The organism is Neisseria sicca, from assembly GCF_017753665.1.
Taxonomy (GTDB): domain Bacteria; phylum Pseudomonadota; class Gammaproteobacteria; order Burkholderiales; family Neisseriaceae; genus Neisseria; species Neisseria flava.
The window spans coordinates 1,617,343-1,642,284 of sequence record NZ_CP072524.1; the positions used below are offsets into that span (position 1 = coordinate 1,617,343).

Consider the following 24,942-nt stretch of genomic DNA (forward strand, 5'->3'; position numbering starts at 1 on the left):
GGTGCAGTTCAACCACAAATCAGGGTTTCAGACGACCTTTTTATTATCCGCAAAGCTTACAGATAGAATTTTTCAACTACTTTCAAATTGTCGTCCAATTTGTACACCAGCGGCTGACCGGTCGGGATTTCCAAGCCCATGATGTCTTCGTCGGAAATGCCTTCGATGTGTTTTGCCAATGCGCGCAGGGAGTTGCCGTGTGCGGCGACCAAGACGCGCTTGCCGCTCAGAATAGCGGGGGCGATTTGGTCTTCCCAGAACGGCAATACGCGCTCCAAAGTAACTTTCAGATTTTCGCCGTCGGGTACGACATCGGCGGGCAGGTTGGCATAGCGGCGGTCGTTGTGTGCGGAGAACGGGTCTTTCGGGTCGAGCAGCGGCGGCAGGGTATCGTAGCTGCGGCGCCAGATGTGGACTTGCTCGTCGCCGTATTTTTCGGCGGTTTGTTTCTTGTCCAAACCTTGCAGCTGGCCGTAGTGGCGTTCGTTCAGCCTCCAGCTTTTGATTTGCGGCACGAACAGTTGGTCGGATTCTTCCAAAACGATGTTGCAGGTTTTAATCGCGCGGGTCAGGACGGAAGTGAAGGCGATGTCGAACTCGTAGCCTTTTTCCTTTAGTTTTTTACCGGCGGCGGCAGCTTCGGCAAGCCCCTGCTCGCTCAGTTTCACGTCGCGCCAGCCTGTAAACAGGTTTTTCGCGTTCCATTCGCTTTGTCCGTGGCGGATAAATACCAATTCCATGTCGTATGCTCCAATTTGAGTGCGGTAGAAGGGCTTATTTATAACATATTTCGGCTGTTTCTGCCGAACCACCTCCCCTACCCTTGCCTTCAGTCAAACAGCTGCTTTTCAAAATATGAAACCTGCCTGTTAAGACGACCTGCTTTATAATGTTGCCAAAATACGCTTTTACGAAAGACTTTCATGACCCGACGTTTGATTATCGGCATCAGCGGAGCCAGCGGTTTCCAATACGGCATCAAGGCCTTGGCACTTTTGCGCACACACGATGTCGAAACGCATCTGGTGGTATCCAAAAGCGCGGAAATGACGCGCGCGCTGGAAACACCATATGAGAAAGACGAACTCTACCGCCTTGCCGATGTCGTCCATCCGATAAACCATATAGGCTCCGCCATCGCCAGCGGTTCGTTCAAAACCGACGGGATGCTGATCGCCCCTTGCTCGATGCGCACGCTGGCAGCGGTCGCAAACGGCTTCGGCGACAACCTGCTGACACGCGCGGCGGACGTAGTCCTGAAAGAGCGCCGCCGCCTTGTGCTGATGGTGCGCGAAGCCCCGCTCAACCTTGCCCATCTGGACAATATGCGCCGCGTTACCGAAATGGGCGGCATCGTCTTCCCGCCTACCCCCGCCCTCTACCAGCAGCCGCAAACCATAGATGACATCATCACCCACAGCACCGCCCACGCGCTTTCACTTTTAGGCTTCGACACCGGCACCGTACCCGAATGGACGGGTGGAACATCTTCCTAAACATAAAAGGTCGTCTGAAACCCGTTTTCAGGCTGGCAGAAAGCCTCCCTCCATATCAAGCTGATATAATCCCCGCCAATCATATTTACACGGAGTCATCATGCAGTTCTCGGCATTCGGCGAAAAATTCACGCAACACAGCGGCATCCTGCAACTTATGGACGACCTCGGCGACGCGCTCAAAAGCGACAAGCCCGTCAACATGCTTGGCGGCGGCAATCCGGCGCGGATCGCCGAAGTCAATGCCGTGTTCGCCGACGTATTTTCCAAGCTGGCGGCGGAACACGCCGTCGAGAACATCGGCAATTACTCCAATCCCCAAGGCGATGCCGCGCTGATTGACGCGCTGACCGCCTTCCTCAACCGCGAATACGGCTGGAACCTGATCGCCGACAATATCGCGTTGACTAACGGTTCGCAGAACGCGTTTTTCTATCTTTTCAACCTCTTCGGCGGCAAATTTAAGGTTTCAGACGACCTTTCCGTAGAGAAAGCCATCCTGCTGCCGCTCGCGCCCGAATACATCGGCTATGCCGACGTGCATGTTGAAGGGCAGCACTTTGTTTCCGTCAAACCAAAAATCGAAGCTGTCGAACACGAAGGCGAAGCAGGCTTCTTCAAATATCACGTGGACTTTGACGCGCTGGAAAGCCTGCCGGAACTCAAAGCGGGCAAAATCGGCGCGATTTGTTGTTCGCGCCCGACCAACCCGACCGGCAACGTGCTGACCGACGGAGAAATGGCGCGACTGGACGCTTTGGCGCAAGAACACGGCATTCCGCTGATTATCGACAACGCCTACGGAATGCCGTTCCCCAACATCATTTACAGCGACGTGACGCTGAATTGGCACGCAAACATCATCCTCTGCTTCAGCCTTTCCAAAGTCGGCCTGCCGGGCGTGCGTACCGGCATCATCGTCGCCGCGCCCGAAGTCGTCAAAGCCGTCAGCAGCCTGAACGCGATTGTGAACCTGTCGCCCACCCGCTTCGGCGCAGCCATCGCAACACCGCTGTTGCAGGACGGTCGTCTGAAACAGCTTTCAGACGACGTCATCCGGCCGTTTTACCGCAATCAGGCGCAAACCGCCGTCTCGCTGCTCAAGCGCGAGCTGGGCGCGTATCCGCTGAAAATCCACAAGCCCGAAGGCGCGATTTTCCTGTGGCTCTGGTTTGAAAACCTGCCCGTTTCATCGCAAACCCTGTACGAAATGCTCAAAGCCGAAGGCACGCTGATTATTCCGGGCGAACATTTCTTCGTCGGCATCGACACGCAGGATTACCTGCACGCCCGCGAGTGCATCCGCATGAGCATTGCGCAGGACGTTCAAACGCTGGAAAAAGGCATCGCCGCCATCGGCAGGGTGGTGCGCGGTTTGTACGACGCAGCGTAAACGGTAAAGTTGACAGCCATTCAGTCAAAAGGTCGTTTGAAAACGGTTTCAGACGACCTTTTATCATTTATAGTGAATTAACTTTAAACCAGTACGGCGTTGCCTCGCCTTGCCGTACTATCTGTACTGTCTGCGGCTTCGTCGCCTTGTCCTGATTTAAATTTAATCCACTATATTTTTTGAAATGAAATTAATTTTCTTTTAGAATTAACTGTTACGACCGACTTTTGAAAGAAAATACAAATGATTAAGCCCGCTTCCAGACTCAGCATCCTCAGCCTCTCCCTCCTTGCCGTTTCGGCGGCATTTGCCTCAGACGAACCCCAAGTCCGAGAAACCGCCGAACTTGAAACCATCACCGTAACCGCCAGCGCGGACGCATCCAAGGGCGGTTTGATTCCTGCATTTAAGGGCGGACAGGTGGCGCGCGGCAGCCGCGTGGGTATTTTGGGCAATAAAAAAAACCTAGAATCGCCGTTCTCCAATACTGCTTACACCAATAGGCTGATTCAGGACAAACATGCGCGCAGCGTCGGCGACGTACTGCAAAACGACCCGACCGTCCGCGTTGCGCGCGGTTACGGCAATTTTCAGGAAGCGTATTTCATACGCGGCTTTGCCGCCGAATCGGACGATACCATGTACAACGGCCTTTACGGCATCCTGCCGCGCCAATACATCGCCACTGAGCTTTTCGAACGCGTGGAAGTCCAGCGCGGCGCATCCGCCTTCTTAAACGGCATGGCACCGGGCGGCAACAATATCGGCGGCACGGTATCCGTATTGCCCAAACGCGCGTCCAATGAAGGATTGAACCGTCTGACTGCCAATTACGGCGCGGGAAAACGCGGTGGTTTGGCGGCGGACGTGGCGCGCCGTTTCGGACAAAATCAGGAATTCGGCGTGCGCGTCAATGCGGCGCACCACAACGGCCACACCGCCGTTGACGACGAAAAGTCCAAACTCAGCCTGGTCAATGTCGGCCTAGACTGGCGCAATGAAAATGCCCGCCTGTCCGCCGATTTGGGTTGGCAGGACAACAAGCTCAAATCCACGCGTACCAATGTTACCCTGTCAGGCCTGACCGCCGTGCCGGCCGCGCCTGATGCCTCGTCCAACTGGGCGCAGCCGTGGACGTATTCCAACGAGCGCGACTGGTTCGGCACAATGCGCGGCGAATACGATTTCAACGACAACCTGACTGCCTACGTCGCCTATGGCTTCCGCCGCAGCAAGGAAAACAATTCTCTAGCAAACCTGACTGTCCGCAATGTCAACGGCGACGGATCGATTTACCGCTTCGACAACGCGCGTAAGGATAAAATCGACACGGGCGAAATCGGTTTGCGCGGCAAATTCAATACGGGCGCGGTAGAACACGAATGGGTTGCCGCCGCCAACCGCTTCCAGTCCTCGCGCAAAAACGCTTACATCATGGATTGGGGCAACCAATATACGACCAACCTCTACAACCCGTCCCGCTATCCGCAACCCGCAGCCGCCGACCCGCTGTATTCGGGCAACGACATGGGCAATCCTGCCGTTACCGGCAAAACACGTCTGACCAGCTTCGCCTTGGGCGACACCTTCAGCCTTTGGGACAAACGCCTGCAATTCATGCTCGGGGCGCGCTGGCAGCAGGTGCATAACAAGGCTTACGCCTATAATACGGGCGCGCAAACCGAAAATTACAAAAAATCGCGCCTTAGTCCCGCCGTCGGCGCGGTGTACCGCATCACGCCGAATTGGTCGGTGTACGGCAACTACATCGAAAGCCTGGGACAAGGCGCGACCGCAGGCTCGACTGCCTCCATCAACGGCCGGGCCTACGCCGTCAGCAATGCCGGCGAATCGCTCAAACCCTATGTTTCCAAACAAAAAGAAATCGGCACCAAATATGAAGCAGGCGGTTTCGGCGCAGGCCTGACGCTCTTCCACACCGACAAACCGCGTTCGCTCTACGTTGTCGAAAACAACACCGCCCGTCTCACTTCCGAAGGCAAAGACCGTCACCAAGGTGCGGAAATCACCGTTTACGGCGAAGTTGCCCCGGGCGTGAAACTCTTGGGCGGCGTAACCCTGCTCGATGCCAAACAGAAATCCACCGGCTCGTCCTCGACCGACGGCAAACGTACCATCGGCGCGGCTAAAACCCAAGCCAACATCGGCTTGGAATGGGAAGTGCCGAAAGTGCAGGGTTTGGCATTTGACGGACGCATGGTTTACACCGGTTCTTCTTACGCCGATGCGGCCAATACGCTTAAAGTCGGCGGCTGGACGCGCTTCGACCTCGGCGCGCGCTACCGCACCCAAATCGGCAGGCACGAAGCTACCTTCCGCGCCCGCCTCGATAATGTTGCCAACAAGAAATACTGGGCATCCGTCGGCGGATACCCTAACAACGGCTACCTGAACGCCGGCGCACCGCGCAGCTTCACCCTGTCGGCTTCGGTCGATTTTTAAGGGACGGGCGGCAAACGGTCTCCAACGGTCCAAAGGTCGTCTGAAACGTTTTCAGACGACCTTGGAGCCTGGGGCGTCCGACTTTGTCCTACGCTTTCGGACAACCGCCGTAAAACTCCGCCTTTACGGCATCGGCACCGACAACGGGCAATGGGTTTTGCCGCGCCGCCGCTTTCTCCGAATAACGTCAAACCCACCAAAAGGTCGTCTGAAACGTGTTCCAAATCCAAAACGCCACCTTCGCCATACCCGGCCGCTCGCTGCTGCACGACATCAGCGTCAACTTTTCCCCTAACCGCGTGTACGGCCTCATCGGCCATAACGGCTCGGGCAAGTCCACGCTGTTGAAACTGCTCACCCGCCAGCATGAACCAGCAGGCGGCAGGATATTGCTGAACGACAAAGAAATACGCGCCTATTCCGCCCGCGCATACGCCAAAGAAGTCGCCTATCTTCCGCAGCACCTGCCCGCCGCCACCGCGCTGACCGCGCGCGAGCTGGTTATGATGGGGCGTTATGCCTGGAGCGGGCTTTTAGGGCGCACGAACGATGCGGACAGACAGGCGGTGGAACAGGCGTTGCGGCTGACGCATACGGAAAAATTTGCCGATCAAATCGTCGATACGCTTTCGGGTGGCGAACGTTCGCGCGTCTGGCTGGCAATGTGCCTGGCGCAGCAAAGCCGCTTTTTGCTGCTGGACGAACCGCTTGCCGCTTTGGACATCGCCCACCAAATCGACGTGATGGCACTGGTGCGCAAGCTGTCTCGCGATTTGGGTTTGGGCGTCATCATCGTCATCCACGACATTAATCTGGCGGCGCAGTATTGCGATGAACTGGTCGCGCTCAAACAGGGACGGCTATTAAAAACGGGCAAACCCGCCGACATCATGACCGCAGAAGTGTTGAAAGACATTTACAGCGTCGATATGAACATCATCGCCCATCCTGAAAACGGCCGCCCCGTGGCATTGCCTTGACGCAGGCAAGCCGTCCCGCCGCATAAGCTCCGACCATAAAATCCGCCGCCCGAATCCAAACCGGATGACATTGCAGACCATTGTGGAATACCTGTATCCGATATGTTTCAGACGACCCTTTATTCAAAAACCGAAAGACCTTCCAAGCTGATGTCCCACCGCTTTTCAGACGACATTCCCCGCCTTGCAGCACGGCTGTTTTTTACCGCCGCCCTCCTGTTTTCCCTGCCTTCACCCGCCGCACCGCGCGTGGCGACTTCGGACTGGACGGTCGCCGAAACACTGACGGCGATGGGGCATCCGCCCGTCAGCGTCGCCGACCGCCGCGTGTACGATACCTGGGTGAACCATCCGCCGCTGCCCGCTGCCGTCAAGGAAGCGGGGCTGCGCTTCCAGCCGAATTTGGAGCGGCTGTATCAGATAAAGCCTGATTTTTTCGTGCAATCTTCCTGGTATGCCGCCGCCAAGTCCCAGTTTGAAAAAATCGCCCCGGTACGCGAAGTGGATTTCGGCACGGCAAAAGGCATCGAATATGCCCACACGGTCGAAGCCACGCGCAGGCTGGGTAAAATCATCGGCGACCCTTCCGCTGCCGAAAAGCTGATTGCCGGTACGGAAAACCTGTTTGCCCGCGCCAAACCCGCGCTTTCGGCATATCGCGGCCGCCCGTTTGCGGTGGTGCAGTTTGCCGACGGGCGGCATTTGCGGATTTACGGCAAGACTTCGCTGTTTCAGGCCGTGTTCGACAAATTGGAGCTGAACAATGCCTGGACGGGAAAAAGCAACGAATGGGGTTTCGAAAACATCACGCTTTTAGATTTAGCAAAGCTGCCGCCGGACACGCTGCTGATCATCGTCAAACCGCATCCTCAAAATACACGTGCAACGCTCGAAAAAAGCGCGCTTTGGCAACGCCTGCCGTTCAGCCGCCCTGCAAACCGCCGCATCTTCGAGCCGTCGTGGAGCTACGGCGCGCTGCCGTCCATGCAGCGTTTCACTTTGCAACTGATGCGTTCGATGTCGTCTGAAAACCCGTCCGCACAAAAGGAAGTCGCATGGTAAAGATTTTCAGACGACCCCTGCCTATCCTTGCCGCCACGTTGGCAATATCGTGCGCGCTGACGGCGTTTTGGATATTGAAGCTGGAATGGACGCTGCCGTGGCTGCGGCTGTTTGACCGTCCCGACAGCCTGCCTTTGGACGCGCTGATGGTGCAGAACAACACCCTGCCCCGCATGGCGATGGCGCTGCTCGCGGGCGGCAGTACGGCGATGGCGACCATGCTGATGCAGCAGTTGATGCGCAATCCGCTCGCATCCGACAGTACGCTGGCAGTTAGCAGCGGCGCGCAGGCGGCTTTGGTGGCGGCGACCGTGTTCGCCCCTTCCTTCCTTGCCTACGGCACGTCCGCCGTGGCGTTTGCCGGCGCAGCGGCGGCTTTGGGCGCGGTATTGCGGCTGTCGGCACGGCGCGCCCTGCAACCGCTCAGCGTCGTGCTGGCGGGTTTGGTGGTCAGCCTGTATCTGGGTTCCCTCACCGGTATCGTGATGCTGTTTTTCAGCGAAGAGACGCGCGGCGTGATGCAGTGGGGCAGCGGCTCCCTAGTGCAGGACAGTTGGCGCGATACGTTGGGGCTTTTGTGGCGGATTGCCGTTGCCGCCATACTTACCGCCTTTTTAATCAAACCGTTAAACATCATGAGCCTGGGCGACACGCAGGCGGAATCGGCAGGCATACCGGTGAAGAAAATCCGCCTGCTGTCTTTGGCGGTTGCTGCATTTTTGAGTGCGGGCGTGGTCGGCTTTGTCGGCATGATGGGCTTTGTCGGATTGGCGGCGGCGACGCTGGTGCGGCAAATGGGCGTACGCACGCTGTCCATACGCCTGATTTGTTCCTTCATCGTCGGCGCACTGCTTTTGATGCTGACGGACAACGGCCTGATGCTGCTGAAACACTACCGCGGCACCGATCTGCCCGCCGGCGCTGTAACTGCCCTCGTCGGCGCGCCGCTTTTGTTGTGGCTGACGGCGAAAGCACCTCCGCGTCCTTCGTTTCAGACGACCTCCGATATTTCAACCGCCGCGCCGCACGTCCCGCGCCTCTTGCGTTTTCTGCCGCTTATCGCCGTCGCCGTATCGGTATTGGCGTTTACGGTCGGACGCTATGACGAAACCCTGCGCCTGACCATAGACCCGGAATATTTCGTATTCCGCTACCCGCGCGTGCTGCTCGCCGCCGCCACCGGCACCATGCTCGCGTTGACCGGTGTCATACTGCAAAGGCTGACGCAAAACCCGATGGCGGGACCCGAACTCTTGGGCATCAGCTCCGGAACGGCATTCGGCGCGATGGCGGTAGTGATGCTGTTCGGCATTACCTCGGGCAGCGGCTGGTTTTGGTTGACAGGCATCGTTTCCGCTCTCGTATCCTTGGGGTTGTTGATGCTGTTCAACCGCAAAAACGGATTTACCCCCGAAAAAATCCTGCTTACCGGCATGGCGCTGGCCGCACTCGCCGATGCCGCCATCCGCATTTGGACGGCAAGCGGCGATTTCCGCGTACAACTGCTTTTATTGTGGATGTCAGGTTCGACCTATCAGGCAACGCCCGAATCCGCCCTTACCGTCGGCCTCCTCGCCGTCGCCTCGCTCCTCCTCATCCTCCCGCTGCAACGCTGGCTCGGACTGCTCAGCCTGAACGCGACAATCGCCCGCTCCGTCGGCATCAACGTCCCCCTCGCACGGCTGGTGCTGATCGTCTCAAGCGCAGCGTTAACCGCCTTATCCACCCTGCTTATCGGCCCCTTGAGCTTCGTCGGACTGCTTGCGCCGCATCTGGCCCGTATGCTCGGCGCACGCCTGCCCAAACAGCAACTTGCCGCCGCCGCACTCATCGGTGCATCGGTTATGATGACGGCCGACTGGCTGGGCAGGCAGGTAATGTTCCCTTACGAAGTCCCTGCCGGAATGATGGCCACGCTCATAGGCGGCGCATATTTTATGATGATGATGCGCAAGCTTTAATGCGAACGGAGATATAAAAAGGTCGTCTGAAAACAGTTTCAGACGACCTTTTTGTTTAATTTATTCGATAACAAAAATCTAACAAAAATAAAATCTCAATTAATAATAACAATATTAAATTGAAGTCATAGTTCCAATAGGCAAAACCTTTCTGTATAGTCCTATTCATAGTTTAAACAAAAGGAAAAATAAATGTCGATACAAGAAATTTATGAATGCCAAGAAACCGGCTACGAATATGCTTTTCGGCAAATCGTTTTATAAACCACTGACCATTTCACAAAGGAAATTATTATGACTGTCTCTAAATGTCCCGTAACCCACCTGACCATGAACAACGGCGCCCCCGTTGCCGACAATCAAAACAGCCTGACCGCTGGTCCGCGCGGCCCGTTGCTGGCGCAGGATTTGTGGCTGAATGAAAAACTAGCCGACTTCGTGCGCGAAGTGATTCCCGAACGCCGTATGCATGCCAAAGGTTCGGGCGCGTTCGGTACGTTCACCGTAACGCACGACATCACGAAATACACCCGCGCCAAAATCTTCAGCGAAGTTGGCAAGAAAACCGAGATGTTCGCCCGTTTCACCACCGTGGCAGGCGAGCGCGGCGCAGCCGATGCGGAACGCGACATCCGCGGCTTTGCGTTGAAGTTCTATACCGAAGAAGGCAACTGGGATATGGTCGGCAACAACACGCCCGTATTCTTCCTGCGCGACCCGCGCAAATTCCCCGACCTGAACAAAGCCGTCAAACGCGATCCGCGCACCAATATGCGCTCCGCTACGAACAACTGGGACTTCTGGACGCTGCTGCCCGAAGCCCTGCACCAAGTCACCATCGTCATGAGCGACCGCGGCATTCCCGCCAGTTACCGCCATATGCACGGCTTCGGTTCGCATACTTACAGCTTCTGGAACGAAGCGGGCGAACGTTTTTGGGTGAAATTCCATTTCCGCAGCCAGCAAGGCATTAAAAACCTGACCAACGAAGAAGCCGCAAAAATCATCGCCGACGACCGCGAAAGCCACCAGCGCGACCTGTATGAAGCCATCGAGCGCGGCGAGTTTCCGAAATGGACGATGTACATCCAAGTCATGCCTGAAGCCGATGCGGAAAAAGTGCCGTATCATCCCTTCGACCTGACCAAAATTTGGCCGAAAAAAGACTATCCGCTGATTGAAGTGGGCGAATTCGAGTTGAACCGCAATCCCGAAAACTTCTTCGCCGATGTGGAACAATCCGCCTTCGCCCCGAGCAATCTTGTGCCCGGCATCGGCGCCAGCCCCGACAAAATGCTGCAAGCCCGTTTGTTCAATTACGCCGACGCGCAACGCTACCGCTTGGGGGTAAACTTCCGCCAAATCCCCGTCAATCGCCCGCGTTGCCCCGTCCACAGCAACCAGCGCGACGGACAAGGCCGTGCCGACGGCAACTACGGCAGCCTGCCGCACTACGAACCCAACAGCTTCGGCCAATGGCAGCAACAGCCCGACTTCGCCGAACCGCCTCTGAAAATCAACGGCGATGCGGCGCACTGGGACTACCGCCAAGACGATGACGACTATTTCAGCCAACCGCGCGCTTTGTTTAACCTGATGAACGACGCGCAGAAACAGGCTTTGTTCGACAACACCGCCGCAGCCATGGGCGACGCCCCCGACTTCATCAAATACCGCCACATCCGCAACTGCCACCGTTGCGACCCCGCCTACGGCGAAGGCGTGGCGAAAGCTTTGGGGCTGACCGTTGAAGACGCACAAGCCGCTCGCGCGACCGACCCGGCATTGGGTCAGCCGGGTTTGCTGTAAATGGGAGGAGCTATGTGGATAGAGATTGAAGAATTGTTATCCCACGCAATCCGATACCGCAAACCGCTGACTTAGGCGTGATACGCAAATAGAGAAGTATTGTTAAGCATCCCTTTTGGGGAACGATATATGGTGTAGAAATCAACAGTGTTGTTTACACTTTTGGCTTTTGCTTGAAGACCCGTTTGAGCAGCTATCCGGCATTGTCAAGAATGTCGATAGACACGGGAAACCCGCTCTGTTCTTGATAATGCCGGATAGCTGCCTAAGAATCATTCAAGCAAAAACAAAAGCTGTCCGCCGTAGAAAAAGTGTAAACAACGCGACGATTTCCTACATATAAGGTCGTCTGAAAACCCTGAACTGCCCCCAAATCTTGGACACTCATAAAAGCCTTTTCAGGCGCTCTGTGTAAGCCGGGTTCTGTATGCGACAGGACTCAGCTTTTTCAATTTCAGACTGCAACGCTCCCGGTTGTAGTAATCCATATAGTCATCTATCTGTTTCATCAATTCGTCCACCGTCAATTCTCCTGCGTTATAGAAACACTCCGTCTTCAACACCGCAAAGAAGCTCTCCATCGGCGCATTGTCCCAACAGTTCGCCTTTCGCGACATGCTTTGAACCATGGAATGCTCCGCAAGCAATTCCCTATACCCCGCCGTACGGTACAGCACACCTTGGTCCGAATGAAGCATCGTTCCTTTATCAGTCAGACGGGGGGCGGCTTTTTCGAGCATTTCCTTCACCATTTCGCTGTTGGCATTGCGGCTCATGGCGTAGGCGACGATCTCGCGGTTGAACAAGTCCAATATCGGCGAGAGGTACAGTTTGCCGTCCTTTCCTTTGAGTTCGGTCACGTCGGTCAGCCATTTTTCGTTGGGCTTTCGGGCTTTGAACCGGCGTTTGAGGAGGTGTTCCGATATTTCGCCCATGGCGGGATGGCGGTAGGCTTTTTTCACCCGTATTTTGGCTTTCAGCCCCATCTGTTTCATCAGCCGAGCTGCTTTTTTGCGGTTCCAATCCAATGCTGCGGCAATGCGCCTTTGCCCGTAGCGTCCTTTATGCCGCCGGTAGGTTTCGACAAGGAGGGCTTTGTCGGCTGCGTCGGGATTGGGCCGGTCTTGGTGGTGGTAGTAAAAGCTGCTTTTGGGCAGGTTTGCGATGTGCAGCAGGTATTTGAGCGGGTGTTGCGCCCTCAGTGCTTGGACGGTTTGGCTTTGTCCTTTGCGGTCCGCTTTTGGCTGAGGGCTTTTAACTCCTTTAGGTAGGCGACCTCTGCGCGCATATAGCACAACTCTTCGATAAGCTCTGCCTGTGTGTTTTCTTGATCGGGTTTATCTGCGATGAAGGGGTTTTTGCGGTGTTCGGTCATGGTTTTGGATTGTGGATGTTCGAGTGCGCCGATGCCGCCTTCCTGATAGGCGCGTATCCATCGCCGCAGGTGGGTTCGGGAGATGCCGTAGTGGTCTGCGGTACGCTGTTGGCTGCGTATGTGCAGGTAGTGGAGTACGGCTTGGTATTTGAAGTGTAATGTATATTTGCTCATAAAAAAACTGCACCTTGTGAGTTGGAGGGGATGTGTCCAACTTTTGGGGTGCAGTTCAAATTTTCAGACAACCTTTTTGAAAACAAACGGTCTTTTATTTTACCAAGCGGTACGAAAAACAACAGTTTTTCTGAAAAAATCCATTTCTACAAACCAATCACCAAATATAATTAGTAACATTTTCAATAGTTTAAATTTCCAGCTTAAATATTTTTTATGAATGCATCATTTTTATATCTGCCATGCTAGAATTACTCTCAATTATTCATTTCAGATATTAACTCATCCTACCAAAACAAAAGGGAATATTTGTTTCAGTTACAGTGAACTAATAAACAATCTCGTAATCTTACTTAATTTAGGTTAAATTACCCAAATAACCCAAAATACAGTACAGATAGCGTGAATGAATGAATAATAAGAGGTTCGACCGTCTAGATATGCGACAAACAATCAAAACGGCCATAGTCCGAACCATAAAAGGCTTTCCTTAATTTCCAAGGCAATACACCATCAGAAAAACGGATAGATACGGGCCACCCGGTTAAAGCTAAAAACCTTTCAATCGGTTTTCAGTCGAAAACTTCTGCCGCAAGCAGTATTTTTCTTACACTGGGAAACTCCTCTATTTGATAAAAGGAACACCATATCGTTACACTGCTACGGGTATGAATCCGTAATGTTCAAACATGGGAAATACAAATTATGTCAAAACAAACTCTGTCTGCACTCACTAATCATGGGCAAACCAATATCCACACATCTCGTACAACCTCAAATATAACCCAACAAAGTCAAACAACTTCTTCTACACTGAATGCTTTGATTTTCGAGCACTCAATGGGTGGAATGAATATCGCTACTGCTCTACCGAAGCAAACTTACGGCAAAACTAATATTGCTGGCACTCAAAATATACAGCCCGCCAAGGTTCCTATAAATAAATCCAAACTGACGCCTTTCGAAGCCAAGTTGCTTGCTCAAGCCAAAGCCACTGCCGAGAAGAAAGCTGCTCAGGAAAGAGCTGAAGCTGCTCATAAAGCCGCCATAGCCGCTGCTCAAGCCAAAGCCGCTGCCGAGAAGAAAGCTGCTCAGGAAAGAGCTGAAGCTGCTCATAAAGCTGCGATGGCCGCTGCAGAGAAAAAAGCTGCTGCCGAAAAAAAGGCTGCTCAAGAAAGAGCTGAAGCTGCTCATAAAATCGCTATGGCTGCCGCAGAGAAAAAAGCTGCTGCAGAGAAAAAGGCTGCTCAAGAAAGAGCTGAAGCTGCTCATAAAATCGCTATGGCTGCCGCAGAGAAAAAGGCTGCCGCAGAGAAAAAGGCCGCACAAGAAAGAGCTGAAGCCGAGCGCAAAGCAGCCCGAGAAAAAGCTGAAGCCGAACGTGTAGCTTTGGAACAAAAACGAGAAATCGATCGTAAGGCAGCCATCATCACTGCTCGCGAAAAAGCAGAAGCAGCCCGCAAAGCTGCTGACGCTGCTGCAAAAGCTGAATTAGCAGAGAAAAACCGTGCCGAACAAATCAAACATTCGGCAAACAAACCAGGTAATCATTCTTCAACCGAAGAAGAAATGAGCAAACCTGTAAAAAATACAGTCTCTAAAACAGACAACCCATCATCCGATAAATCCCATGTCGGCAAAAGTACGCTGCCAACGCAAAACAATGCAGGTAAAGTAACCGACCTTTCCGATGACGACAATAATGCAGCGCAGCACCAAAACAACAAAAGCGTTTCTCCTACGCAACCTGTTGCTGAAAAAGGAACGACTGCGACTGCCCACATCCATAATTCTGCAGAAGGCAAACAATCAGAATCCGGCGACTATAAAGTATATGAGTCCAAACAATATGGTCGTTACATTAATGTAAATGATTTCGGCGCAGATCCGACAGGTAAAAAAGACAGCCTGGCGGCTATCAAAGCCGCACTCGAAGCTGCTCATAAAGAAAAAGCCATGCTGTTTATGGACGGCACTTATTACATTTCTGACCAAATCGTTATCGACAATAATACCTCCGGTGTTAAAGGCATCTTCGGTGCTGGCATGGGCAAAACCCAAATCAACTTTGACAAAGCTCAAGTTGGTATATTCAATTCCAACACTAACCACGATGATGTTCGAGCTTTTGCAGGTATCTTGGTAGATGGTCAAAATGGCAAAACGATTGCCGACCTATCCGTTCGATACACCAACGCTGATTTCTACCGCAAAGGTTTAAGCTATTTCGGTAAAGTAAACGGCATTTTAGTCAACGATGCAGACAACACCCTGATCAGCAAAGTGGAAGTATCCGGTGCAAACCGTGCAGGTATAACCTTTACCTCTACCGCTGCACTCATGCGCGAAGCAGGCTACAAACTATCTTATAAAGACCGTGTTGCCAACGGCTCCATCGACGACAAATACGATTCACTGCCTTTAGGTGAAAATAACCGTATCGTTGACTCCAACCTGCACCACAACCGCGTTGCCGGCGCACTGGTTTCCTATCAAAAGAATTTCCTCGGAGAAGGCAACCTCTTGTCCTGGAACGGACACCAAGATGATGGAGGCACCGGCTACGGCATCGCCGCCGCTGCAGGTAGCTACAATTACGGCATCACCTACCGCAAAAATACGACCGACCACAACTACCGGAAAGGTCTGGACGTGCATGACGGCACAGACGTCTTAATTGAGAACAACACACTAAATGGCGACCGCCTGTACGGTATTGCGGTCTATAACCGCCAATTCTCGCTGGATAACGTCAAAATATCCGGTAATGTCATTACACAGGACACTTCGTTCCGTCTTGCAGTCGATGACACTCCGGGATACGACTACCATATGTATTCAGGTATCCAAGTACAGACCAATACGCAACGCCGGGACTTACACAGTAAAGATAAAGGCTATTTTGACATCAGCAACAACACAATCAATAACTTGGAGGTCTATAAAGACAATATCCAAACCTACGGTATCGAATTCCGTAACCATGAACAAAAAATGGATTACACACTAAACATTACCGGTAACAAAATCAGCGGCGAATCGACCAAATACCTGATGGCGGTTATCAATGATACCTACGCCCCGCAAACTCATGAAAAAGGTATCGGTACCAGCACCATCAACATCAGTGATAATGTTGCCGATATTGGCAAAATAAAGAGCGGAGCTGTTCCTTTCTATATTGAAGAACATCACTCCGACGTACCGATGCACGGTTCGGTTACGCTAAACAACAACGCCGTTACCGTTCGTGAAGAATCCGGCGGTTATGCTGAATTTGCCTTTATGCGTACAAATGCCAAGGAATATAACGTTACCAATAATACCCTGTCACTACACGGACACCTGGATAACGGTATCGTTGAAGTCCGCAGCACCGGGGATGGTAAGGTTAATGCTAATTTAAATATGGCAAATAATACCTTGGTAACCGACATCAAAGGCCAAATCTACAAAACCTGGCTGCGTTATGAATCGGATATTGATGTTTATGCCAACTCCAACACCCATAACGGCGATACGCTTGATAATGTCAATACCAAAGGCAGCAACGTCAGCATGTCTGATGTATTGGTCAGCGTCAGCAAAAACATCAACACCATCCAAGATGCCGTCTATTCCTACCAGCATAAAACCTTACCGGTAACAGAAGACCACGTGCACACCAACGGCATCCTATAAACCCGCCGTAATCAAAAGGTCGTCTGAAATTTCAGACGACCTTTTATCTATTCTCCAAACTACACCGCTACGGCAGCCTTGATGTGCGGATGCGGGTCGTAGCCTTCCAACTCGAAATCTTCAAATTTGAATGCAAACAAGTCTTTGACTTCAGGATTGATTTTCATCACCGGCAGTGCGCGGAAGTCGCGGCTCAATTGCAGTTTTGCCTGTTCAAAATGGTTGCTGTACAGATGCGCATCGCCGAAGGTGTGGATAAATTCGCCCGCTTCCAGCCCGCAAACTTGGGCAATCATCATGGTCAACAGTGCGTAGCTGGCGATGTTGAACGGCACGCCAAGGAAAATGTCCGCGCTGCGTTGGTAAAGCTGGCAGGACAATTTGCCGTTGGCGACGTAAAACTGAAACAGCGCATGGCAAGGCGGCAATGCCATGTCATCCACCAGCGCGGGATTCCATGCCGACACAATCAGGCGGCGGGAATCGGGTTTTTTCTTGATTTGCTCCACGACGTTGGCAATTTGGTCGATATGGCGGCCGTCGGGCGCAGGCCAACTGCGCCATTGGTAGCCGTACACAGGCCCCAAGTCGCCGTTTTCGTCCGCCCATTCGTCCCAGATGGAAACATTATTGTCTTTCAAATATTTGATGTTGGTATCGCCTTTGAGGAACCAAAGCAGCTCGTGAATAATCGAGCGCAAGTGCAGCTTTTTGGTGGTCAGCAGCGGAAAGCCTTGACTCAAATCGAAGCGCATTTGATAGCCGAACACCGAGCGCGTGCCTGTACCGGTACGGTCGGATTTATCGGTGCCGTTTTCGAGAACGTGGCGCATTAAGTCGTGATAGGCTTTCATCGTGATCCTTTAAGAGTGCGTGTTGTTGGAAATGCTTTGGGGCGTATTGTATAGCATCCGGATGCGCGAATACATGGCTTTTAATGAAAATCTAAGGTCGTCTGAAAACGGCAAATCCGGTTTCAGACGACCTTTGCGTTATCCGCTATTGAACGCTCCACAAACACGCTCTTCCACCCAAAACAAGATTCATTTTTTCAACATGTTATTTTCTTTCTTAGCTTCTTTTTCAAGCAAAAAATCAGCGTTATTGTTGACAATATTGGTCATATTTACATGAAAATTTGCGCCAGATTAAATTTTTACACCGTCCTAATCTGAATTTCTAGTTTAACTACTTGAAACATAAATTCAATTTTTATTGAAATAATGGAATTTTAAAAATTATTTTTATATTTTACTGGCAACATATACCAAATAATAAAATTCTCAAAAAAATAATGTCAACAATTTTCATCAAAACCGCTTGGCAGGCAAAAAAATTAGGTTTATATTGCTTTCCACAAATTCATTATCTCTTTCAAATCTTATTCTCAAGGAGCACCAAATGACTGACCTGAATGCCTTGTTTGCCAATCTAAAACAACGCAACCCCAATCAAGAGCCGTTTCACCAAGCGGTTGAAGAAGTATTCATGAGCTTGGGGCCGTTTTTGGCAAAAAATCCGAAATATACCCAGCAAAACCTGCTTGAGCGCATCGTCGAACCTGAGCGCGTGATTATGTTCCGCGTCACTTGGGTGGACGACAAAGGACAAGTCCAAGTCAACCGCGGCTACCGCATTCAGATGAACTCTGCCATCGGCCCTTACAAAGGCGGCTTGCGCTTCCACCCGACCGTCGATTTGGGCGTATTGAAATTTCTCGCCTTTGAGCAAGTGTTTAAAAACGCCCTGACCACCCTGCCTATGGGCGGCGGCAAAGGCGGTTCCGACTTCGACCCCAAAGGCAAATCCGACGCCGAAGTGATGCGTTTCTGCCAAGCCTTTATGAACGAACTCTACCGCCACATCGGTCCGAACACCGACGTACCTGCGGGCGACATCGGCGTGGGCGGCCGCGAAATCGGCTTCCTCTTCGGACAATACAAAAAAATCCGCAACGAATTTGCCTCCGTCCTGACCGGCAAAGGCCTCGAATGGGGCGGCAGCCTTATCCGTCCCGAAGCGACCGGCTACGGCACCGTGTACTTCGCCCAATCCATGCTGCAAACGCGCGGCGATTCGATTGAAGGCAAACGCGTGCTGATTTCCGGCTCCGGCAACGTCGCACAATACGCCGCCGAAAAAGCCATCCAACTGGGCGCGAAAGTGCTGACCGTTTCCGACTCCAACGGTTTCGTCCTCTTCCCCGACAGCGGCATGACCGAAGACCAACTCGCCGCGCTTATCGAGCTGAAAGAAGTCCGCCGCGAACGTGTTTCCACCTATGCCAAAGAACAAGGTTTGAAATACTTTGAAAACCAAAAACCGTGGGGCGTTGCCGCCGAAGTCGCCCTGCCCTGCGCGACCCAAAACGAATTGGACGAAGAAGCTGCCAAAACCCTGTTGGCAAACGGCTGCTACGTCGTTGCCGAAGGTGCGAACATGCCTTCTACTTTGGGCGCGGTCGATCAGTTCGTCAAAGCGGGCATCCTGTATGCGCCAGGCAAAGCCTCCAACGCCGGCGGCGTGGCAACTTCAGGCTTGGAAATGAGCCAAAACGCCGTCCGTCTGGCCTGGAGCCGCGAAGAAGTCGACCAACGCTTGTTCGACATCATGCAAAGCATTCACGAATCCTGCCTGAAATACGGCACTGAAAACGGCAAAACCAACTACGTCAACGGCGCGAACATCGCCGGTTTCGTCAAAGTCGCCGATGCGATGCTGGCGCAAGGCATTGTGTAAGTCTCATTGTCCTGACTTTAGGATGTGGAAAGGTCGTCTGAAAACCTTGAATCGGGGTTTTCAGACGACCTTTTTTATAGCCTGAGGGCAAATTTATTGTTACAGTCTGTCCATTACCATTTATTAGGAGCCATTATGCTGAGCCGTTACGTTTTTCTATCTGCCTGCCTCCTCTCTTGCGCCACCTTCGCACAAACCTTGTCCCAAACCCTGCCCAACGGTCTGAAAATCATCGTCAAAGAAGATCGCCGCGCACCTGTCGCCGTTTCCCAGATTTGGTACAAAGTCGGCAGCGTGGATGAGAAACCGGGCAAAAGCGGATTAAGCCACGCCTTAGAACACATGATGTTCAAAGGTACGCCTTCCGTACCATCAGGCGAATACAGCAGCCGCATCGCCCGTTTGGGCGGCGATGACAATGCCTATACCAACCGCAGCGAAACGGTATATTACGCCAATATCGCCTCTGCCAACTTGCCCGAAGTCCTCAAACTTGAAGCCGACCGGATGCACAACCTCAATTTCAGCGATAAAGAGTTCGCTAACGAAATGAACGTTATCCGAGAAGAACGCCGCCAGCGTACAGAAGACGATGCCGGCGGGAAGATGTGGGAGCAAATCTACCTGAACAGCTTCACCCTACCCTCCATGAAAGCCTCCGTTATCGGCTATATGGAAGACCTGCACACCTTGCGTGCCGACGATTTGCGTGCTTGGTACAAACAATTTTACGCACCCAATAATGCCGTTTTGGTCATCGTCGGCGATGTCGATGCCAAACAGACCCTGCGCACGGCGGCAGGATTGTTCGGCAAAATACCGCGTAAATCTTTGCCTGAACGGAACAACCTGAAAGCCGAACCGGTCAAACGCGCCCCTTCCTTTGCCCAAGCTTCCTCTCCCGTAACCCGTCAACCGTTGGTTGCCATCAGCTGGCGCGTTCCCGCCCTCTCCCACCTTGACGACAAGCTGCCTTACGCCTTGGATGTCCTGACCGACGTTTTGGCGGGCAACACCTCCAGCCGTTTGGACAAAAACCTCGTGCGCGGCAAACAAAGTGCATTAAGCGCGAATGCCCATTACGACCTGCTCAGCCGCGAAATGCCGCTTTTCGGCGTATTTGGAATGCCTGCTGAAAACGTATCCGCCGAAACCCTGCTTACGCAGATGAAGTCCGAAATCAAAGACATCGCCGACAACGGCATCAGCAAAGAAGAACTCGACCGCATCAAAGCACAGGCATTGGCGGGGGAAATCTACGCGCGCGACTCTATGGTTTCACAAGCTTCGCTGATAGGTCGTTTGGAAGCGCGCGGGTTCAAATATTCCGATGAAGCCGCAATCCGCCGACGCATACAGGCCGTAACCGCCGAAGAAGTACAAAAAGCCGCACAAATGCTGACGGACGACCGTTCAAGTACTGTCATCATCATGCCGGAAACCGCCCCTCCTGCACCGGCAGACTATAAGGCATTGAAAAAGCCTGAAAAACAATGACAAACCGTTTTCAGACGACCTCTTGCTGTGCGATAATGCCAAACGATAATATCTTAACGTAACCGATAAGATAAAATTTACCGTGTTCCATTATCTCTCTGACAAAATATCCTTCTTACACTGAGGTCGTCTGAAAATGAAATCCCCCTTTTCCTCCGTTTTCCGTACCGCGCTGACTATCTCTTCCGTTCTGATCCTCAGCGCATGTCCAAGCAACACTTCCCCCGTCAACCCGCCGCGGCACAACACCCAAATCACCCCTCCCCCCAAACCACAGGCAGTAGTTGCCTTAGCACTCGGCGGCGGCGCATCCAAAGGGTTTGCCCATATCGGCATCATCAAAGTCCTCAAACAAAACGGCATCCCCGTCAAAATTGTTACCGGTACGTCGGCAGGCGCCATCGTCGGCAGCCTGTATGCCTCCGGCGCAAGTCCCGACCGTTTGGAATTGGAAGCCGAAATTCTCGGCTCAACCGATTTGGTCGATCTGACCCTATCCACCAGCGGCTTTATCAAAGGACAAAAACTGCAAGACTATATTAACCGTAAAGTCGGTAATCGCCCGATTCAAGACTTCCCGATTAAATTCGCCGCCGTTGCCACCGACTTCGAATCTTCCAAAGCCGTCGCCTTCAACCGTGGCAATGCCGGACAGGCAGTCCGCGCATCTGCCGCCATCCCCAACGTGTTCCAGCCTGTCCTAATCGGCGGCCGCCGATACGTTGACGGTGGACTAACCCAGCCCGTACCCGTCAGCGCGGCAAAAAAACAGGGGGCAAACTTCATCATTGCTGTCGATATTTCCGACCGGCCGTCTAAAAACCTCAAACAAGGCTTTTTCTCCTACCTAGACCAATCCATCAACGTCATGTCGCAATCCGCCCTGCAACATGAATTGAGCCAAGCAAATGTCGTTATCCATCCCCAAGTCTTGGACTTAGGCGCGGTCGGCGGCTTCAGCCAAAAACAACGTGCGATTGCCGAGGGAGAACGTGCCGCGAAAGCCGCCATTCCTGAAATACGGCGCAAACTGGCTGCATACCGCTACTAAGCCTTTAGTGCTTTATGCAAATAAAAAGGTCGTCTGAAAACCATATGGGCTTTTCAGACGACCTTTCGATATTGTGCCTTGATGTTTACAAGGTGCCGTAAGAGTGCAGGCCGCTTAGGAACATGTTGACGCCGATGAAGGCGAAGGCGGTAACAAACAATCCGATGACTGCCCACCATGCGAGGATTTTTCCGCGCCAGCCTGCGACGAGGCGCAGGTGCAGCCAGACGGCGTAGTTGAGCCAGACGATGAATGCCCAAGTTTCTTTCGGGTCCCAGCTCCAGTAGCGTCCCCATGCGTCGGCGGCCCAAAGTGCGCCGAGGATGGTGGCGATGGTGAAGAACAGAAAGCCGACGGCGATGGCTTTATACATGACTTCTTCGATAACTTGCGAAGGCGGCAGCGATGATTTTTTGCCGGCGTTTTCGTTTCTCAATGCCCAGAGTTCGGCGATGCCGAGCATGGCGGCGATACAGAATGCGCCGTAGCCGATAAAGTTGGCGGGGACGTGGATTTTCATCCACCATGATTGCAGGGCGGGAATCAGGGGTTGGATGGTGTGTGCTTCGCGGGAAAAGCTGTACCAAAGGACGAAGCCGACAACGATCGCCATAAAGCTGAAGACGAAGCCGCCGAGTTTTTGTACGGCGAAACGGGCTTCGTAGTAGAGGTACATCAGCGCGGTGATGACGAGGAAGAGGATGAAAACTTCGTAAAGGTTGGAAACAGGGATGTGTCCTGCGTCAGGGCGCAGGAGGTAGCTTTCGTGCCAGCGCACTAAAAGTCCGGTAAAGCCTGCGACGGCGGATACCCAAGCGAATACGGAACCCATGCCGAGCAGGGTGTTGGTGGCGACGTTTTTGCGTTGTGCCAGTACGGCGCCGGTGATGTAGGCGAAGAGTGCGAAGAAAACGAAGGCGCATTGCCACATAATCGCGGACTGGCTGCTGAGGAAGTATTTGAGCAGGAAGCCGTCGGCGTGTGTGATGTCGCCATCGTAGAGCATGACGGCGCCGTATGCGAGGACGGCACACAAGGGGGCAAACCAGCGTATGGGTTTGAAAAACCAGCCTAAAAAGACGGTTATGCCCGCGCTTGCCCACAAAATCACCATTTCGTAGATGTCCATGGCGTGCTGAATGCGAGTTTGGGCGAAGAATGCGCCGGCTGCGGTCAAGAGGGCGAATATGCAGTCGACCGTATTTAGGGACTTGAGGAACGATTTGTGCGTCAGAAGCTCGTGTTCGGGTAGGGGGGTATGGTTATGCGTCATGGTTCAAATCTTTCGCCAGTCGTTGCAGGCTTTGTGTATGTTGCGGAAACTCTTTTTGCAGGTCGCGCTCGTTGCGGCTGGAAGACATGGCAAAGCGGATGCGGTCATCTGAAAACAGAACCCACGCGCGTTTCTCGCGGATGTAGAACATAAATATCGTGCCGAGAACCAGCAAAACAGAGCCTAAATAGACTAAAAATGCACCGGGCGAGCGGGTCATTTGCAAGCCGGAGGAGCGGACTTCTTCAAAGCCGTCCAGTTGCAGGAGCATGGGTGCGGGGTATTCGGTCAGGCCGGTATAGGCGTCCATGCTGTGCAGCAGGAAGCGGTTGCGCGCTTCGTCTTGAGGCCACTCGGTCAGTTTGTATTTTTGGATGGTTTCTTCCAATACGGCGTTCATGACGCCGAATAGCATTTCGTAAAAATATCCCTGCATTTTTTCCTGCTGCTCTTTGGGGATGTTTTTGGTGATAAATTCGTCAAGCGCCAAATAGCCGCCTTTCGCAAAAATGCCCAAGGTGTTTTCGGCGGCAAGGGTGAATTGCTCACGGATGTTTTCGGGCGCGTTCAAGGTTGCGTTGCGGATGACGGTTTTGCGTGCGGCTTCGTCTTTCAAGAGTTCGCGCATCGCCATGAAGGTATCGGGTTTGAAAGTCTTATCGGCAGGAATGCGCAGCCAACGGTATTGCTGTTCCAGACCTGTGCGCGTGCCGGTGATGAAGAAATAATCCTGTTCTTGTTTAACAGGCAGCATGTAGTTTTTATATTCCACAGCCTGCCCCGCTTTGTCGCGGATTCGGTAAACAACGGACGGGCCGATGTTGGTGTATTTTTTATTCTCTTGGGACACGGCGCGCACGTCGTTAATCGCTGATTGCAGGGTTTGCTCTTTTTCAGATGACTTGCTCATGTCTTCTACGTTCATGGACGTGAATTGGTCAAACTCCAGTTTGTAGGAAGTATTGCCGATGTCGAGCGGGAAGTCGCGCATAGACGTTGCCCTGAGCGTAACCGGCTCGCGGCTTGGGTTGCCCAAATTCCATGCTTTAAATTTCAAATCGGAACCGCCGTCGGCAAAGCTCGCTTGATAGATGGTGATGCCGTGCAGCGTCAGCGGATGGTTGACGCGGATGGTGTGTTCGGATTTTTTGCCGCTTTCCTTGTCGGTAATTTCCAAATCGCTGGCAAAATCACGCGGCATACCGGTATTGTAAAAATCGATGTGGAACTTCTTCAGCTTCACGTCAAACGGCAAATCCTGAACCAGCATCCCGTTGTCGGCATTGAGGAATACTACGTCCGCACTTTGCCCTTCGGTAATGTTTACATTACCGCGGAACGACAGGTTTGATGTGCTCAAAACGCTTTCAGGCTTGAAGTCTTTGGCATAGACGGAGTGGTTGTCCGGTACGATGCGTCCGGTCAGCATACCGATTTTCAGCAGCAGATTGCTGTCTATCAAGCCGCCTAAACAAATCACAATCAGCGCGGCATGGGCAAAAATATAGCCCCACTTGTTCATCGCGCCTTTTTTGGCGGCAACCAAAACCGATCCGTCTTCGCGCGTTACGGTTTTGCAGCTGAAGCCTTGTACTTCAAGATAACGCTGGGCGATTTCAGACGACATCTTGCCTTCCAAAACGGTCGAATGGCGCATCGCCGCCAATGATTTCTCTTTGGCGTTTTCACGGAACGATTTGATTTCGCGAAGAAAAGGCGGAACATTGCGAATCAGGCACAAGCTGGTCGATATCACCAAAAACATCATGATGACCACAAACCAAGCCGATGCATAAACATCGTACAGGCCTAAAAAGTTGAAAATCTGCGCCCAAAACGGGCCGAATTTCACGACATAATTGACCTGCGGCTGGTTTTGCTGCAACACCGTCCCGATGACCGAAGCGACGCCCAAAAGGCTGAGCAGGGCAACGGCAAAACGCATAGAGCTTAAAAAAGCGAACCAAGGTTTGTGAATAAGAGGGACG

17 protein-coding genes and 1 pseudogene are annotated in these 24,942 nt (G+C 52.7%); 11 read left to right on the forward strand and 7 right to left on the reverse strand.

All coding sequences use genetic code 11. The annotated features are described in order from the left end of the window. Nucleotides 1-56 precede the first annotated feature (56 nt). Complete coding sequence (locus tag J7445_RS07605; protein ID WP_101810344.1) at nt 57-740, reverse strand: 2,3-diphosphoglycerate-dependent phosphoglycerate mutase; 684 nt, start codon at nt 738-740, stop codon at nt 57-59. Between the two features lie 183 nt (nt 741-923). Here J7445_RS07605 and J7445_RS07610 point away from each other — a divergent pair, with 183 nt between their 5' ends. Beyond that, nucleotides 924-1,496: a UbiX family flavin prenyltransferase gene (locus J7445_RS07610; protein WP_016687161.1), complete on the forward strand. Its 573-nt coding sequence runs from the start codon at nt 924-926 to the stop codon at nt 1,494-1,496. Between the two features lie 100 nt (nt 1,497-1,596). Further along, nucleotides 1,597-2,889, forward strand: a complete 1,293-nt coding sequence (locus tag J7445_RS07615; protein ID WP_209282900.1) for a valine--pyruvate transaminase — start codon at nt 1,597-1,599, stop codon at nt 2,887-2,889. 70 nt (nt 2,890-2,959) lie between these two features. Here the strand turns inward: J7445_RS07615 and J7445_RS07620 are convergent. Beyond that, nucleotides 2,960-3,067, reverse strand: a pseudogene (locus J7445_RS07620) (IS5/IS1182 family transposase); the annotation flags it as partial. A 65-nt stretch (nt 3,068-3,132) separates the two neighbouring features. Between J7445_RS07620 and J7445_RS07625 the strand changes: the two are divergent. From J7445_RS07625 to katA, 5 genes are all read left to right on the forward strand, one after another. Next, nucleotides 3,133-5,352 (forward strand): TonB-dependent receptor, encoded by a 2,220-nt coding sequence (locus J7445_RS07625; RefSeq protein ID WP_209282901.1) that lies wholly within the window; start codon nt 3,133-3,135, stop codon nt 5,350-5,352. A 215-nt stretch (nt 5,353-5,567) separates the two neighbouring features. Then, on the forward strand, nt 5,568-6,332 hold the full coding sequence (locus J7445_RS07630; protein WP_045074339.1) for an ABC transporter ATP-binding protein: 765 nt from the start codon (nt 5,568-5,570) through the stop codon (nt 6,330-6,332). A gap of 150 nt (nt 6,333-6,482) precedes the next feature. Beyond that, entirely contained in the window at nt 6,483-7,394 is a 912-nt protein-coding gene (locus J7445_RS07635) for an iron-siderophore ABC transporter substrate-binding protein (RefSeq protein WP_244969464.1), read from the forward strand. Beyond that, on the forward strand, nt 7,388-9,355 hold the full coding sequence (gene fhuB, locus J7445_RS07640; protein ID WP_209282903.1) for a Fe(3+)-hydroxamate ABC transporter permease FhuB: 1,968 nt from the start codon (nt 7,388-7,390) through the stop codon (nt 9,353-9,355). The genes J7445_RS07635 and fhuB overlap by 7 nt, the downstream gene beginning before the upstream one ends. 294 nt (nt 9,356-9,649) lie before the next feature. After that, the gene (gene katA / locus J7445_RS07645) at nt 9,650-11,164 is read left to right on the forward strand and encodes a catalase KatA (protein WP_209282904.1); all 1,515 of its coding nucleotides are present in this window, start codon (nt 9,650-9,652) and stop codon (nt 11,162-11,164) included. 398 nt (nt 11,165-11,562) lie between these two features. On the opposite strand, the gene J7445_RS07650 is transcribed toward katA, so the two are convergent. After that, on the reverse strand, nt 11,563-12,459 hold the full coding sequence (locus tag J7445_RS07650; protein WP_209282905.1) for an IS3 family transposase: 897 nt from the start codon (nt 12,457-12,459) through the stop codon (nt 11,563-11,565). Beyond that, nucleotides 12,363-12,713: a helix-turn-helix domain-containing protein gene (locus J7445_RS07655; RefSeq protein ID WP_244969465.1), complete on the reverse strand. Its 351-nt coding sequence runs from the start codon at nt 12,711-12,713 to the stop codon at nt 12,363-12,365. Before J7445_RS07655 ends, J7445_RS07650 begins: the two co-directional genes overlap by 97 nt. Before the next feature lie 1,281 nt (nt 12,714-13,994). Between J7445_RS07655 and J7445_RS07660 the strand changes: the two genes are divergently transcribed. Further along, nucleotides 13,995-16,394, forward strand: a complete 2,400-nt coding sequence (locus tag J7445_RS07660; RefSeq protein WP_425326083.1) for a right-handed parallel beta-helix repeat-containing protein — start codon at nt 13,995-13,997, stop codon at nt 16,392-16,394. A gap of 59 nt (nt 16,395-16,453) precedes the next feature. On the opposite strand, the gene J7445_RS07665 is transcribed toward J7445_RS07660, so the two are convergent. Beyond that, nucleotides 16,454-17,248 carry a thymidylate synthase gene (locus J7445_RS07665; RefSeq protein ID WP_146736821.1) on the reverse strand — a complete coding sequence of 265 codons (795 nt, stop codon included), beginning with the start codon at nt 17,246-17,248 and terminating at the stop codon, nt 16,454-16,456. A gap of 547 nt (nt 17,249-17,795) precedes the next feature. Between J7445_RS07665 and gdhA the strand changes: the two genes are divergently transcribed. The 3 genes from gdhA to J7445_RS07680 all read left to right on the forward strand — a co-directional run bounded on the left by gdhA (nt 17,796) and on the right by J7445_RS07680 (nt 21,681). After that, a complete protein-coding gene (gene gdhA / locus J7445_RS07670; RefSeq protein ID WP_209282906.1) occupies nt 17,796-19,133 on the forward strand; it encodes an NADP-specific glutamate dehydrogenase in 1,338 nt (445 codons plus the stop codon). 135 nt (nt 19,134-19,268) lie between these two features. After that, on the forward strand, nt 19,269-20,630 hold the full coding sequence (locus J7445_RS07675) for a M16 family metallopeptidase (RefSeq protein ID WP_209282907.1): 1,362 nt from the start codon (nt 19,269-19,271) through the stop codon (nt 20,628-20,630). Between the two features lie 136 nt (nt 20,631-20,766). After that, entirely contained in the window at nt 20,767-21,681 is a 915-nt protein-coding gene (locus J7445_RS07680) for a patatin-like phospholipase family protein (RefSeq protein WP_070656145.1), read from the forward strand. A gap of 85 nt (nt 21,682-21,766) precedes the next feature. Here the strand turns inward: J7445_RS07680 and ccsB are convergent, their stop codons facing one another. Further along, nucleotides 21,767-22,954: a c-type cytochrome biogenesis protein CcsB gene (ccsB, locus tag J7445_RS07685; protein ID WP_070656146.1), complete on the reverse strand. Its 1,188-nt coding sequence runs from the start codon at nt 22,952-22,954 to the stop codon at nt 21,767-21,769. Then, nucleotides 22,944-24,899, reverse strand: a complete 1,956-nt coding sequence (locus tag J7445_RS07690; RefSeq protein WP_209283367.1) for a cytochrome c biogenesis protein ResB — start codon at nt 24,897-24,899, stop codon at nt 22,944-22,946. Before J7445_RS07690 ends, ccsB begins: the two co-directional genes overlap by 11 nt. Nucleotides 24,900-24,942: the final 43 nt, after the last annotated feature.

Coding starts and splice junctions, on each gene's coding strand:
- J7445_RS07690 (WP_209283367.1), bottom strand. CDS start 24,899: ATGCGTTTTGCCGTTGCCCTGCTCAGCCTTTTGGGCGTCGCTTCGGTC.
- J7445_RS07635 (WP_244969464.1), top strand. CDS start 6,483: ATGTCCCACCGCTTTTCAGACGACATTCCCCGCCTTGCAGCACGGCTG.
- J7445_RS07610 (WP_016687161.1), top strand. CDS start 924: ATGACCCGACGTTTGATTATCGGCATCAGCGGAGCCAGCGGTTTCCAA.
- J7445_RS07615 (WP_209282900.1), top strand. CDS start 1,597: ATGCAGTTCTCGGCATTCGGCGAAAAATTCACGCAACACAGCGGCATC.
- J7445_RS07655 (WP_244969465.1), bottom strand. CDS start 12,713: ATGAGCAAATATACATTACACTTCAAATACCAAGCCGTACTCCACTAC.
- gdhA (WP_209282906.1), top strand. CDS start 17,796: ATGACTGACCTGAATGCCTTGTTTGCCAATCTAAAACAACGCAACCCC.
- J7445_RS07675 (WP_209282907.1), top strand. CDS start 19,269: ATGCTGAGCCGTTACGTTTTTCTATCTGCCTGCCTCCTCTCTTGCGCC.
- J7445_RS07660 (WP_425326083.1), top strand. CDS start 13,995: ATGGCTGCCGCAGAGAAAAAGGCTGCCGCAGAGAAAAAGGCCGCACAA.
- J7445_RS07680 (WP_070656145.1), top strand. CDS start 20,767: ATGAAATCCCCCTTTTCCTCCGTTTTCCGTACCGCGCTGACTATCTCT.
- katA (WP_209282904.1), top strand. CDS start 9,650: ATGACTGTCTCTAAATGTCCCGTAACCCACCTGACCATGAACAACGGC.
- fhuB (WP_209282903.1), top strand. CDS start 7,388: ATGGTAAAGATTTTCAGACGACCCCTGCCTATCCTTGCCGCCACGTTG.
- J7445_RS07625 (WP_209282901.1), top strand. CDS start 3,133: ATGATTAAGCCCGCTTCCAGACTCAGCATCCTCAGCCTCTCCCTCCTT.
- J7445_RS07665 (WP_146736821.1), bottom strand. CDS start 17,248: ATGAAAGCCTATCACGACTTAATGCGCCACGTTCTCGAAAACGGCACC.
- J7445_RS07605 (WP_101810344.1), bottom strand. CDS start 740: ATGGAATTGGTATTTATCCGCCACGGACAAAGCGAATGGAACGCGAAA.
- ccsB (WP_070656146.1), bottom strand. CDS start 22,954: ATGACGCATAACCATACCCCCCTACCCGAACACGAGCTTCTGACGCAC.